This window comes from Mycobacterium sp. (genome assembly GCF_965229105.1).
GTDB lineage: Bacteria > Actinomycetota > Actinomycetes > Mycobacteriales > Mycobacteriaceae > Mycobacterium.
The window spans coordinates 3,371,678-3,384,288 of sequence record NZ_OZ245858.1; the positions used below are offsets into that span (position 1 = coordinate 3,371,678).

At 64.7% G+C, this 12,611-nt stretch carries 15 protein-coding genes; 9 read left to right on the forward strand and 6 right to left on the reverse strand.

Annotated elements, in window-relative coordinates; translation table 11 throughout:
* Nucleotides 1-23: 23 nt before the first annotated feature.
* Together ADBZ9O_RS15745 and ADBZ9O_RS15750 are read left to right on the forward strand one after the other, a co-directional pair.
* Complete coding sequence (locus ADBZ9O_RS15745; RefSeq protein WP_526523387.1) at nucleotides 24-719, forward strand: HAD family hydrolase; 696 nt, start codon at nucleotides 24-26, stop codon at nucleotides 717-719.
* Between the two features lie 100 nt (nucleotides 720-819).
* On the forward strand, nucleotides 820-2,286 hold the full coding sequence (locus ADBZ9O_RS15750; RefSeq protein ID WP_526523389.1) for a sugar porter family MFS transporter: 1,467 nt from the start codon (nucleotides 820-822) through the stop codon (nucleotides 2,284-2,286).
* A 10-nt stretch (nucleotides 2,287-2,296) separates the two neighbouring features.
* On the opposite strand, the gene ADBZ9O_RS15755 is transcribed toward ADBZ9O_RS15750, so the two are convergent.
* Nucleotides 2,297-2,725, reverse strand: a complete 429-nt coding sequence (locus ADBZ9O_RS15755; protein WP_526523391.1) for a hypothetical protein — start codon at nucleotides 2,723-2,725, stop codon at nucleotides 2,297-2,299.
* A gap of 405 nt (nucleotides 2,726-3,130) precedes the next feature.
* Here ADBZ9O_RS15755 and ADBZ9O_RS15760 point away from each other — a divergent pair, with 405 nt between their 5' ends.
* The 5 genes from ADBZ9O_RS15760 to ADBZ9O_RS15780 all read left to right on the forward strand — a co-directional run bounded on the left by ADBZ9O_RS15760 (nucleotide 3,131) and on the right by ADBZ9O_RS15780 (nucleotide 6,593).
* Nucleotides 3,131-3,457, forward strand: coding sequence for a hypothetical protein (locus tag ADBZ9O_RS15760; RefSeq protein WP_526523393.1), 327 nt, complete (start codon nucleotides 3,131-3,133; stop codon nucleotides 3,455-3,457).
* Nucleotides 3,458-3,508: 51 nt separating this feature from the next.
* A complete protein-coding gene (locus tag ADBZ9O_RS15765; RefSeq protein WP_526523395.1) occupies nucleotides 3,509-3,790 on the forward strand; it encodes a phosphoribosyl-ATP diphosphatase in 282 nt (93 codons plus the stop codon).
* A 2-nt stretch (nucleotides 3,791-3,792) separates the two neighbouring features.
* Nucleotides 3,793-4,644 (forward strand): ATP phosphoribosyltransferase, encoded by an 852-nt coding sequence (gene hisG, locus ADBZ9O_RS15770; RefSeq protein WP_526523397.1) that lies wholly within the window; start codon nucleotides 3,793-3,795, stop codon nucleotides 4,642-4,644.
* Between the two features lie 66 nt (nucleotides 4,645-4,710).
* On the forward strand, nucleotides 4,711-5,211 hold the full coding sequence (locus ADBZ9O_RS15775; protein ID WP_526523399.1) for a DUF4126 family protein: 501 nt from the start codon (nucleotides 4,711-4,713) through the stop codon (nucleotides 5,209-5,211).
* Nucleotides 5,208-6,593, forward strand: a complete 1,386-nt coding sequence (locus tag ADBZ9O_RS15780) for an FAD-containing oxidoreductase (RefSeq protein ID WP_526523401.1) — start codon at nucleotides 5,208-5,210, stop codon at nucleotides 6,591-6,593. The genes ADBZ9O_RS15775 and ADBZ9O_RS15780 overlap by 4 nt, the downstream gene beginning before the upstream one ends.
* On the opposite strand, the gene ADBZ9O_RS15785 is transcribed toward ADBZ9O_RS15780, so the two are convergent.
* Together ADBZ9O_RS15785 and ADBZ9O_RS15790 are read right to left on the reverse strand one after the other, a co-directional pair.
* Complete coding sequence (locus tag ADBZ9O_RS15785) at nucleotides 6,590-7,384, reverse strand: acyl-CoA thioesterase domain-containing protein (protein WP_526523403.1); 795 nt, start codon at nucleotides 7,382-7,384, stop codon at nucleotides 6,590-6,592. The genes ADBZ9O_RS15780 and ADBZ9O_RS15785 overlap by 4 nt on opposite strands.
* Complete coding sequence (locus ADBZ9O_RS15790) at nucleotides 7,381-8,283, reverse strand: RecB family exonuclease (protein ID WP_526523405.1); 903 nt, start codon at nucleotides 8,281-8,283, stop codon at nucleotides 7,381-7,383. The genes ADBZ9O_RS15785 and ADBZ9O_RS15790 overlap by 4 nt, the downstream gene beginning before the upstream one ends.
* 85 nt (nucleotides 8,284-8,368) lie before the next feature.
* Here ADBZ9O_RS15790 and ADBZ9O_RS15795 point away from each other — a divergent pair, with 85 nt between their 5' ends.
* Nucleotides 8,369-9,220, forward strand: coding sequence for a class I SAM-dependent methyltransferase (locus tag ADBZ9O_RS15795; RefSeq protein ID WP_526523407.1), 852 nt, complete (start codon nucleotides 8,369-8,371; stop codon nucleotides 9,218-9,220).
* Nucleotides 9,221-9,241: 21 nt separating this feature from the next.
* Here the strand turns inward: ADBZ9O_RS15795 and ADBZ9O_RS15800 are convergent, their stop codons facing one another.
* The 3 genes from ADBZ9O_RS15800 to ADBZ9O_RS15810 are packed head-to-tail and all read right to left on the reverse strand — an operon-like array spanning nucleotide 9,242 to nucleotide 10,628.
* The gene (locus ADBZ9O_RS15800) at nucleotides 9,242-9,538 is read right to left on the reverse strand and encodes a DUF503 domain-containing protein (protein WP_526523409.1); all 297 of its coding nucleotides are present in this window, start codon (nucleotides 9,536-9,538) and stop codon (nucleotides 9,242-9,244) included.
* Nucleotides 9,539-9,545: 7 nt separating this feature from the next.
* Nucleotides 9,546-10,112 carry a lipoprotein LppK gene (lppK, locus tag ADBZ9O_RS15805; protein WP_526523411.1) on the reverse strand — a complete coding sequence of 189 codons (567 nt, stop codon included), beginning with the start codon at nucleotides 10,110-10,112 and terminating at the stop codon, nucleotides 9,546-9,548.
* Nucleotides 10,113-10,121: 9 nt separating this feature from the next.
* Entirely contained in the window at nucleotides 10,122-10,628 is a 507-nt protein-coding gene (locus ADBZ9O_RS15810) for an MTB12 family secreted protein (protein ID WP_526523413.1), read from the reverse strand.
* Between the two features lie 146 nt (nucleotides 10,629-10,774).
* On the opposite strand from ADBZ9O_RS15810, the gene arc reads away from it, so the two are divergent.
* Nucleotides 10,775-12,604, forward strand: a complete 1,830-nt coding sequence (arc, locus tag ADBZ9O_RS15815) for a proteasome ATPase (protein WP_526523415.1) — start codon at nucleotides 10,775-10,777, stop codon at nucleotides 12,602-12,604.
* Nucleotides 12,605-12,611 lie beyond the last annotated feature (7 nt).

Below are 12,611 nucleotides of genomic sequence, written 5' to 3' on the forward strand. Positions count from 1 at the left end.
GTGGGAATGAGACAATGGGTGTCATGCGTGCGGTGCTCTGGGATATGGATGGGACACTCGTCGATTCCGAAAAGCTCTGGGACATCTCGATGCAAGCCTTGTACGCCCGCCTCGGCGGGGTGATGACGCCGGAGCTGCGTGAGGCGTCGGTCGGCGGTTCGGCGGACAGCGTGATCCGGTTGATCTTCACCGACCTCGGCCTTGATCTCGATCCGGCCGCCATGGCCGAGTCGACTGATTGGCTGCATGACTACACCGGCGAACTGTTCGAACGCGGGCTGCCGTGGTGCAGCGGCGCCAGGGAGATGCTCGATGCGCTCACCGCCGCGGGCGTGCCGATGGCACTGGTGACCAACACCCGTCGCGATCTCACCGAGCGTGCGTTGAATAGCATTGGTAGGCATTACTTTTCGGTGTCGGTCTGCGGCGACGAAGTGGAGCATGCCAAACCTGCCCCGGATATCTACCGCCGGGCGGCCGAGCTGCTCGGGTTCGCGCCGGGACAGTGTTTGGCGGTGGAGGATTCGGTGACCGGCGCGGCCGCCGCCGAGGGCGCGGGCTGCCCAGTGCTTGTGGTGCCCAACGAGGTCGTGGTGCCGTCAAGTCCGCGGCGACGGCACGAAAATTCGCTGGGTCAACTCGATGTGGAAGCCATGCGCGGCATTTACGCCGACCTCCTCACCCGGACCGACACCCTGGCCAGTGAACACAGCGCCTGAGTAGCGAAATACAGGCGGCCATATGGGTCCCTCGCGTGTCGGATTGTGCAATCGTGGGTAGTTCAAAGACTTCACGCAGCGCCGCGAAAGAAGGACGCCCATGGCCGGTCAAGGTCCGATCGATAATTCACCGTCCGCTATCACCGACGAAGATTTCTCCTCCGGTACCACTGCGATTCGGATCGCCTCGGTAGCTGCCCTGGGCGGTCTGCTGTTCGGCTACGACAGTGCGGTCATCAACGGTGCGGTGGATTCGATCCAGGCAGACTTCAACATTGGCAATGCCGAACTCGGTTTCGCTGTCGCCTCGGCGCTCCTTGGTGCCGCGGTAGGTGCGATGTCCGCGGGCCGGATCGCCGACCGGATCGGCCGCATCGCGGTGATGAAGATCGCCGCGACGTTCTTCCTCGTCAGCGCGTTCGGCACCGCGTTGGCTCCCAACGTCGAGCTGATCGTGCTCTTCCGGATCGTCGGTGGCATCGGCGTCGGCGTTGCCTCGGTCATCGCGCCCGCATATATCGCCGAGACCTCGCCGCCCAGTATCCGCGGGCGGCTCGGCTCGTTGCAGCAGCTCGCCATCGTGCTCGGTATTTTCCTGTCGTTCGTCGTCAACTGGATATTGCAACGCATCGCCGGCGGTCCGGGCGAAACCCTGTGGCTGGGCATGGAGGCGTGGCGCTGGATGTTCCTGGTGATGGCGGTCCCGGCGATCGTCTACGGGTCACTGGCGTTCACCATCCCCGAGTCTCCGCGGTATCTGGTTGCCACCCACAAGATCCCGGAAGCCCGCAAGGTCCTGTCCACGCTGCTGGGCCAGAAGAATCTGGAAATCACCATCAGCAGGATCAAGGAAACCCTTGACCGCGAGGACAAGCCGTCCTGGAAGGATCTCAAGAAGCCGACCGGCGGCGTCTACGGCATCGTGTGGGTCGGCCTTGGTCTGTCGGTCTTCCAGCAGTTCGTCGGTATCAACGTGATCTTCTACTACTCCAATGTGCTGTGGCAGGCGGTCGGTTTCGACGCCGATCAGTCCGCCATCTACACCGTGATCACCTCGGTGATCAACGTCCTGACCACCCTGATCGCGATCGCGCTGATCGACAAGATCGGCCGTAAGCCACTGTTGCTCATCGGTTCGTCCGGCATGGCCGTCACGCTGATCACGATGTCCATCATCTTCGCCAACGCGACCCTCGGGGCGGATGGCAAGCCCAGCCTGCCCGGTGCATCCGGTGTCATCGCGCTGATCGCGGCGAACCTGTTCGTCGTCGCCTTCGGAATGTCCTGGGGCCCGGTCGTCTGGGTGCTGTTGGGCGAGATGTTCCCGAACCGGATCAGGGCGGCGGCACTGGGTCTGGCTGCCGCGGGACAGTGGGCAGCCAACTGGCTGATCACGGTGACCTTCCCGGGCCTGCGCGAGCATCTGGGTCTGGCCTACGGGTTCTACGGCCTGTGCGCCATCCTGTCCGGGATCTTCGTCTGGAAATGGGTGATGGAAACCAAGGGCGTCTCCCTGGAGGACATGCACGGCGAGATCCTGTCGACACCCAAGCCTGCGACCACCTGACTTCTGCTACCTAGGTTTTGGCCGAGGCGGTGCTCGCCGCCTCGGCTGCCTTGGCCGCCCGACCCTGCGGGCTTTCCAGTGAGTTACCCGGGGATTTGGCCGACGCCAGCGCCGCGTCACAGTTGAGCGATAACAGCATCTGGTTGGTGGGGGAGGCGCTGCTGTTTTCCTGTGCCGCCTCGGTTCTGGGCTGTTGATTGACGACGATGCAGTCCGGCCGCGGCAGTTGATCGCCAACTGTGGTCGACACCACAACGGCGTAACCGGCGGTGTTGAGCGTGGTGTCGGCATCGCTGTATTTCTGCCCGACGACGCTCAATGGCGACGACGCCTGCGCGACGCCGCAGCCCACGGTGACCACCGCGGCTACGGTGAGCGCACAACCCATGCCGGCCATCACGGGTGTGCCCCAGGTTCGCCGGCGACGTGCTGATCTCATCGCTTCATCGTGACGCCGCGAGGTGGCAATCCGCTGACAGGTATCTGTCACACTCGGTGGGATGTGCTGAGAGCAACCATGTTTACAGCATTCCCGCCTGAGAGAACGCCGATGGCCGACGAACCCGCTCGCGTCGCGGGGCGGACCGCCACTTTTCGGTGAATCTGAAACTGCCTGTGCAATAACTTTATTCGCTCTGGCGGGCGGGATATGTGGCGCCGTTTCGCGCCGCCGGGGTGGACGCCCAAACTGCGATCAGGCTGATGATCGGCTACGAGTTTGAGCAAACCGGTCGCGGTGCGTTGACCCCCTGCGGGCTCGGGGGTACCACGGAGTGAGCCAGCTGAGCAGGTGGCCCCGGGCGCCGGCGACGGCGTACGCCGGTTGAACAGTCGAAGGACAGCCATGGACCTACACATGCGCGCGCAACGGATGAAATCACTCGGCGCGGCCCTGGGGCTGGCCGCTGTGCTGGCGGCTGTGGCGATGAGCCTCGACACCGGTGTCGCCGCACCCACCCGCGTGCTGGCGGGCGGGTCGGGCGATTCGGCCACCGGAACGGTCTATGTCTCTCCGACAGTTCCGGCGATGAAACTCGACCCTACCGACGCGACGATGGGAGCCACCATTACGGCTGAGGTGTCGGCAACGGCCCTGGCCACGACGATGGCGTCGCCCACGTTCAAAGCGAGCCCGCCGGCCGGCTGCGTCAACAACGGCCAGTGCCCCTGACGGCGCCGGGGGCGGACCGAAGGAAACCGCCGTGACTTTGTCCACGGCGGCATGGAACAATCGCAGGCCGTGAAGACCTTCGAGGAATTGTTCGCCGAGCTGGGCGAACGTGCCCGCACCAGGCCCGCTGGCAGCGGGACCGTCGCCGCGCTGGACGCCGGGGTGCATACGCTCGGCAAAAAGATCCTCGAAGAGGCCGGCGAGGTGTGGCTGGCCGCCGAACACGAAAGCGATGACGCGCTGGCCGGTGAGATCAGCCAGCTGTTGTACTGGACGCAGGTCTTGATGGTTGCGCGCGGTCTGACCCTCGACGACGTCTACGCGAAGCTGTGAGCATGTTGCGCGTCGCCGTCCCCAACAAGGGTGCGCTCAGCGAGTCCGCCGCCGAGATCCTGTCAGAAGCCGGGTATCGCCGCCGCCGCGACCCGAAGGATCTGACCGTCGTCGACCCGGCCAACAACGTGGAGTTCTTCTTCCTGCGGCCCAAAGACATCGCCATCTACGTCGGGTCGGGTGAGCTGGACTTCGGGATCACCGGGCGGGATTTGGCCGCCGAATCGGACGCCCCCGTGCAGGAACGCTTGGCGCTGGGTTTTGGCTCGTCGACCTTCCGCTACGCGGCCCCGGCCGGTCGCGACTGGGCGATCACCGACCTTGGTGGGCAGCGGATCGCCACTGCCTATCCCAACCTGGTGCGAAAAGACTTGGCGGCCAGAGGCATCGACGCCACTGTGATCCGGCTCGACGGCGCGGTGGAGATCTCGGTGCAACTCGGTCTGGCCGATGTGATCGCCGACATCGTCGGAACGGGCCGCACCCTGGGGCTACACGGGCTGGTGGCCTTCGGTGAAGCGCTCTGCGATTCCGAGGCGGTGCTGATCGAACGCGCCGATCCCGACGTCGCCACCGCTGCCGCCCGCGACCAACTGGCGGGCCGGGTGCAGGGGGTGGTTTTCGGTCAGCAGTACCTGATGCTGGATTACGACTGCCCGCGGGCGGTGTTGGAGGCGGCCACAAAGGTCACCCCAGGCCTGGAATCGCCGACCATCGCCCCGCTGGCGGACCCCGACTGGGTGGCCGTCCGCGCTCTGGTGCCGCGCAAGGTCGTCAACGCCATCATGGATGAGCTGGCTGCTATCGGCGCGAAGGCAATTCTGGCCTCTGACATCAGGTTCTGCCGCTTCTGATTAGTTCCGCGTCGAACCGTCCGCGGTGTTAGCGTCCTGTACGACACCACCGGTCGGAAGGCTGCCATGCATTACGTGCTGCTCGCTCTGCTGTTTGCACTGCTCATCGGGATCATCGCGGGCCTTCGTGCAATGACCCCGCTCGCGGTCCTCGCCTGGGGTGCATATCTCGGCTGGATCAACCTCGCCGACGCCCCGCACGGAGCGTGGTCGGCGTGGCTGGGCAGCCTCATCGCCGTCATCGTGTTGAGCATCCTTGCGGTCGGTGAACTCGTCACCGATCAGCTGCCGAAGACGCCAAGCCGTAAGGTGCCAGCCCAGTTTGGGGCGCGGATCGTCATCGGCGCATTGGCCGGCGCGGTGATCGGAACGCCATTCGGCCATATTTTCAGCGCGATCGGAGCCGGTATCGTCGGTGCTGTGCTCGGGACCCTTGGCGGTGCGCAGGTACGTGGCGCGCTGGCCGCCAGATTCGGTAAGGACCTGCCCGCCGCGCTGATCGAGGACGCCGTGGCGATCATCGGAGGGTTTGTCATCGTGTATCTCGCCGGCGTGAGCTTGCTGTGACCCAGCATTTCGATGCGATCATCGTCGGTGCCGGACAGGCTGGTCCGCCCCTGGCGGGGCGCCTGACCGACGCCGGGCAGACGGTCGCGGTGATCGAACGCAAGTTGGTCGGCGGAACCTGCGTCAACTACGGCTGTATCCCCACCAAAACCCTGGTTGCCAGTGCCCACACCGCACATGTCGCCCGCCGCGCCGCCGACTTCGGGATCGGCACCGGCGACGTCACCGTCGATATGGCTAAAGTCAAGGCGCGCAAGGACAAGATCGTGCTCGGGGATCGCAGCGGGGTCGAGTCCTGGATCGACGGGATGAACGGCGCCACACTGATCCGCGGTCACGCAAGATTCACCGGGCCCAAGACCATCGTCATCGACGGCGAACAGACCATCACCGCCGAGAAGATCTTTCTCAACACCGGCGGGCGGGCGATCGTCCCCAACATCCCTGGCCTCGACGACGTCGACTACCTGACGAATGTGGGAGTTCTCGAACTCGATGAGGTGCCAGCACATCTCATCGTTGTCGGCGGTAGCTACATCGCCTTGGAGTTCGCGCAGATGTACCGCAGATTCGGCGCGAAGGTCAGTGTCGTAGAGAAGGGCCCGAGGTTGACTTCCCGTGAGGATGAAGACGTCTCGGCGACCATCAAGGAAATCCTCGAAGCCGAGGGGATCGCGATACATCTCGACGCCACGGATATGCAGGTGGCCAAGCATGGCTCCGACTCATCAGGGGGCATCGCCCTGACTCCGACCGCAGGCGCCGACCCGATCATCGGATCCCACCTGCTCATCGCCACCGGTCGCCAGCCCAATACCGACGATCTCGGACTGGACGCCGCCGGTGTCGAAACCGACGCACGTGGTTACGTCAAAACCGATGATCAGCTGCGCACCAACGTCGAGGGCATCTGGGCGATGGGCGACTGCAATGGCAAAGGTGCCTTCACCCACACCTCGTGGAACGACTACGAGATCGTGGCAGCCAATCTGCTCGATGACGACCCGCGCCGGGTATCTGATCGGATCTCCACCTATGCCCTCTACATCGACCCGCCGTTGGGTCGAGCCGGGCTGACCGTCGACGAGGTGCGTAAGTCGGGGCGCAAGGCGCTGGTCGGCAAGCGGCCCATGACGAAGGTCGGGCGCGCTGTGGAAAAGGGTGAGACACAAGGCTTTATGAAGGTGGTTGTCGATGCCGAGACGAAGGAGATTCTCGGTGCGGCGATCCTCGGTGTCGGCGGCGACGAAGTGATCCACTGCATCCTGGACGTGATGACGGCGAAGCTGCCCTACACGGCGATATCGCGCACCATGCACATTCATCCCACCGTCAGCGAACTGGTGCCGACTCTGCTGCAGGAGCTTGTTCCGCTCGATTAGCGGGGCTGGACCAACAGGGTTTGTGCGGTGGTACCGATGAAACCGTCGCGATCGAAGATCTCGGCGGTGGTCACGCCGATACCGTCGGGTCCGATCGACCCCCGCGCCCGCACAGCGAAGTCGGTGCCGCGTGGCAATCGGTGTAGATGGAGCGCGGTATCGGTGTTCATGAACATGTGCTGCTCTGGATCCAACGCTGCCCCAACACCATTGGCCGAATCCACCACCAACGCCAGACGCTGGACCTCCGTTACGGGTTCATCGTCGACCACCGGTAACAGCGGACTCATCCAGGCCACCGATGCACCGTTGTCGGTGCCGCGCTGCCCGCGCCAGCTGATGGATTCCAGATATCCCGGCGCCCCCTGCCAGCCATGAGAGTCGGTCTTCGGCTCGCCCTCGATGATCGGCGGATACCGGTCAGAGGCGATGACGGTGGTATCGCTGGGCGCCAACAGCCACGCGGACAGTGTGGCCACTGACCGCCAAGTGCCATCGGGGCGTTGCGCCGACATCTCGGCGTTGTGGAGCGAGATCCGCGAACCCGGCCGCTGTATCCAGGACCGCACCCGTACCGGCGCCACCGGAATGGCACCGAGGATGTCGAGCAGCAGTCGACCGATTCGTTGGCCGGATCCCGCGGCCTGTTCCTCGATGAGTTTGGTCATCAGGGCCAGTGGCGGTGACCCGTGCTGAATGCTTGAATCCCAGTTGCTCGCCGTGTATTTCGTGCTCTCGAAGGCCTGGGCGTCACCGGCCGGTGCCAGTCGACGGTAGTAGCACTGCGTCATGCGGCCGACCCGGCATCGTGCAGGATCGCCCCGTCGTCACCCAGGGGGTCGCCCTCGTCGGGCAGCTGCGGCCAACCCGGATAGGGCGGGGGAGTGCCGCCGAATGCCGGGCAGAGACTCTGATGGGCACACCAGTTGCACAGCCGCGACCGGTTGGGCCGGAAATCGCCTGTCACACCGGCAGACTGGATGGCCTGCCAGATCGCCATCAACGTCTTCTCGAACCGCAGCAGTTCCTCGAGATCGGGTGTGTAATCCAGCAGCTGGCCATCGGCGAGATAGATCAGCCGCAACCGGGTCGGTAGCACCCCGCGTGAGCGGAACAGTGCCACCGCATAGAACTTCATCTGGAACATCGCCTTGAATTCGGCCATCGCCCAGGCCTCCGAAGGTGCCTTACCGGTCTTGTAATCCACCACCCGCAGCTCACCGGTGGCGGCGACGTCGATGCGATCGACGAACCCACGCAGCAGTGTGCCGTCGGCGAGTTCGACCTCGACCCGTTGTTCACAGCTCTGCGGGTCGAAGCGGGTCGGATCCTCCAGCCGGTAATAACGGGTCAGCAGGGCCTGCGCCTCGGCGAGCAGTTGCGCCTGCAACTCCGGCGCAATATCGGCGGCGCGTTCCGGCTCGGCCGTGATGACCTGTTCCCAGGCCGGGCCAACCAGTGCCAGCGCGGTGGCCGGGTCACGTTGCGGCGCGGGCAGCCCATAGAGCTGCTCTAACGCGGCGTGTACGACCGTGCCGCGCAGTTGCGCCGTCGAGGACGGCTCCGGAAGTCGATCGATGGCGCGGAACCGGTAGAGCAGCGGGCACTGCTTGAAGTCCGCCGCCCGCGATGGCGACAGTGCAGGCCTGGCGGCGGGGCGGGACCTGGGTGGGGGCTGCTGGTCCGGCATACGGTCAACCCTAGGCAGGGGTTCTGACAAAACAAGCGCAACCCGGCCGTCTGCGTCGATGCGTCTGCTGGCAGGCTGAACCGCTGTGTCGCTAACCGGTCCGTTCAGCGTGGGAGACCGCGTCCAGCTCACCGACGGTAAGGGCAGGCACTACACGGTGCTGCTCAACCCCGGCTCGGAGTTCCACACCCATCGCGGGGCGATCGCCCACGACGCGATCATCGGCGTGCCGGAAGGCAGTGTGGTCAAGTCCGCCAACGGCGACCAGTTCCTGGTCCTGCGGCCGCTGCTGATCGACTACGTGATGTCGATGCCGCGCGGCGCCCAGGTGATCTACCCCAAGGACGCCGCGCAGATCGTGCACGAGGGCGATATCTTCCCCGGCGCGCGCGTGCTGGAGGCCGGCGCGGGGTCCGGCGCCCTGACCTGTTCGTTGCTGCGCGCTGTCGGTTCGGAGGGAAAGGTGATTTCCTACGAACTGCGCGACGACCACGCCGTGCACGCCGACCGCAACGTCTCGACGTTCTTCGGTGAGCGCCCGGCCAACTGGGATCTCGTCATCGCAGATCTCAACGACTTTCCCGTCGCGGACGGCCCACAGATCGACCGCGCCGTCCTCGACATGCTCGCACCGTGGGACGTCCTCGAGACCGTCTCCGCGGCGTTGGTGCCCGGCGGTGTTCTGATCATCTACGTCGCGACCGTCACACAGCTGTCCAAGACGGTGGAGGCGCTTCGTGAACAACAGTGCTGGACCGAGCCGCGGGCCTGGGAAACGATGATGCGCGGCTGGAATGTGGTCGGCCTCGCAGTGCGGCCGCAACACAACATGCGCGGCCACACCGCATTCCTGATCTCGGCGCGGCGGCTGGCCCCCGACACCATCACGCCGACGCCCTTGCGGCGCAAGCGGTTGACGTCCACCAACGAGTTGTAGCGCGCAATCTGGCCGGGGCGGCTAGAAGTCGTCGCTGCGGACCAGGCCGCGCCGCACTGAGAGCAGGTCGATCTCAGGTCGACCGGCCACCAGTCGCTCGGCGCCGTCGAGAATGTCCACCACCTGGTGACGGTCACCGGCCACTGCCGAGACCCCGATCCCGGCCCGGCGGTGCAGATCCTGGTCGCCGGTCTCGGCCGCTGAGACGCTGAACTTGCGGATCAGTTCGGCCACGATCGGCCGGATCACCGATCGCTTCTGTTTCAGCGAATGGACATCGCCCAGGAGCAGGTCGAATTCCAGCCAGCCGATCCACATGGTGCGATCAGCGGGTCGGTGTCGTCGTCGGCGCGGTCGTACTGGGGCTCGCCTTATCGGGGCCGGCCGTATCGGCGCTGGAGTTCAGGAGCAGATCAGCCGTCTGCCGCGATAACTGCCACCCGCCCGATGCCGGGGTGAATTCCATCGGGTACGTGAACGGGGCGACCGCGGGGTCGGCCGGCGTCACGGTCACGTTGGCAGTCACATCGCCAGGGGTATCGGGCGACCAGATCAGGTCGGTCGCAGCGAACGTCAGTGGCAGCATCCGGTTGTCTCGCAGCGCCCTGGCGAATGTGTCCAGGTCGGCGGCTTCGGCATCGGTCGCACCCTCGACCAACACCAGCTTGTCCGCACCCGCTACGGCCGGATCGGACAGTTTGGCCAACACATCGGTCAGCGCGTCGGTCGGGGGCAGCCCGGTCGGCGCAGGCGTGGCCGCGACGGCGGGAGCCGTCGTCGTCGTCGACGCGGACTCTGGCGCCGTCGCGGAACACGCGCAAAGCCCAAACGCCGCCACTACCGTGGCGGCGCTTGAGATGATTTTTACTGCTCGGGTGCGGTTAATGCCCAACTTCTTCGGTTAGCCCACCGCGCCCAGCAGGTTCAGAGCCGACGCCTTCGACACCATCCAGCCGCTGGGGCTGGGGCCCGCAATGAACGTGATGTTCTGCGTTGCGGTGCCACCGCTGGCAGCCGTGGCGGTGACATCCGCCGTCACGATGCCACCGTTCTGATCGATGTTCGTCACGACGAAGCTCAGCGGGAAGGAGCCCTTGGCGGCGGCGTTGGCATACGCCCGATCCGCGGCGATGCCCTCGATCCGACCGATGCCACCCTCGACGTATGCGGATTTACTGCCCGAGAACGACCCGCCACCGGCGAGCGCGTTCAGGGTCTGGATGAGCGGGGCCTGCAGTTCTGGGGCCGGCGTCTGCGGCAGCGGAGCGCCGAATACGACCGCTTGCACCGCAGGTGATGCAACCGACGCGCCCGATGCAACAGACGTCACACCCACCGCCGCTGCTCCGGCGACCGCTACTGCACTCAGGCAGGCGGCCAGACCTGTGGCTAGGGATTTCAGGGTCACGGCTGTCCTCTCAATTAGCTCAACTTACCAACTAGGTTAACAGTGGTGCTGGTGTGTCGAATTCCTACACCGCACACAAAGACTGAATCGCCGGTAGCTTTGAAGTTGTTACTGCACCAACACCCAGTGTTGGAGAGGAGCGCACCATGAGCGAGTCAGAGCGTTCTGAGAATTTCGGAACCCCCATGTCCAGCGAGGACGCTGCCGAATTAGAAGAACTCCGCCGCGAGGCGGCGTTGCTAAGGGAGCAGCTCGAAGACGCCGTAGGGGCGCAGAGCGGGTTGCGTACCGCCCGTGACGTGCACCAGCTTGAAGCGCGTATCGACTCGCTTTCGGCCCGAAACGCCAAGTTGATGGACACCCTCAAAGAGGCGCGTCAGCAACTTCTGGCGTTGCGCGAAGAGGTCGATCGCCTGGGCCAACCGCCCAGCGGATACGGCGTACTGCTCATCGCCCACGAGGATGACACGGTCGACGTGTTCACCTCGGGCCGCAAGATGCGTCTGACCTGCTCGCCCAATATCGACACCAAGGCGCTCAAACAAGGTCAAACGGTCCGTCTCAACGAGGCACTGACTGTCGTCGAAGCCGGCAATTTCGAGGCTGTCGGTGAGATCAGCACGTTGCGCGAGATCCTGGCCGACGGACACCGGGCGCTGGTTGTCGGGCACGCCGACGAAGAGCGCATCGTCTGGCTGGCCGAGCCGCTGATCAAGCAGGAGGATCTGCCGCCGGAGATCGCCGCCGGGCTGACCGAAGCCGAAGTGAACCAGCGCCCGCGCAAACTGCGGCCCGGCGATTCGCTGTTGGTCGACACCAAGGCCGGCTATGCGTTCGAGCGCGTCCCCAAGGCCGAGGTCGAGGATCTGGTCCTCGAAGAGGTGCCCGATGTCAGCTATCACGACATCGGTGGCCTGACGCGCCAGATCGAGCAGATCCGCGACGCCGTGGAGCTGCCGTTCCTGCACAAGGATCTCTATCGGGAGTACTCCCTGCGACCGCCCAAGGGTGTGCTGCTCTACGGCCCTCCCGGCTGCGGTAAGACGTTGATCGCCAAGGCCGTCGCCAACTCGTTGGCGAAGAAGATGGCCGAGGTGCGGGGTGAGGATGCCCGCGAGGCGAAGTCCTACTTCCTCAACATCAAGGGCCCCGAACTGCTGAACAAGTTCGTCGGCGAGACCGAGCGGCACATCCGGTTGATCTTCCAGCGCGCCAGGGAAAAGGCGTCAGAAGGCACCCCGGTGATCGTGTTCTTCGACGAGATGGACTCCATCTTCCGCACCCGCGGTACCGGCGTCAGCTCCGATGTCGAAACCACCGTCGTTCCTCAGCTGCTCAGTGAGATCGACGGCGTCGAAGGCTTGGAGAACGTCATCGTCATCGGCGCCTCCAACCGCGAGGACATGATCGATCCGGCGATCCTGCGGCCCGGCCGCCTCGACGTCAAGATCAAAATCGAGCGACCGGATGCCGAAGCGGCACAGGACATCTTCTCCAAGTACCTGACCGAGAATCTGCCGGTCCACGCCGACGATCTGGCCGAATTCGACGGTGACCGGGCGTTGACGATCAAGACCATGATCGAGAAGGTCGTCGACCGGATGTACGCCGAGGTCGACGAGAATCGGTTCCTGGAGGTCACCTACGCCAACGGTGACAAGGAAGTCATGTACTTCAAGGACTTCAATTCCGGCGCGATGATCCAGAACGTCGTCGACAAGGCCAAGAAGTTCGCGATCAAGTCGGTGCTGGAAAGCGGTCAGCACGGTCTGCGGATCCAGCACCTGTTGGACTCGATCGTCGACGAGTTCGCCGAGAACGAGGACCTGCCCAACACCACCAACCCTGATGACTGGGCCCGGATCTCGGGTAAGAAGGGCGAGCGGATCGTCTACATCCGCACGTTGGTCACCGGGAAATCATCCAGTGCGAGCCGGGCCATTGACACCGAGTCCAACCTGGGGCAGTACCTGTAGCCGAGGG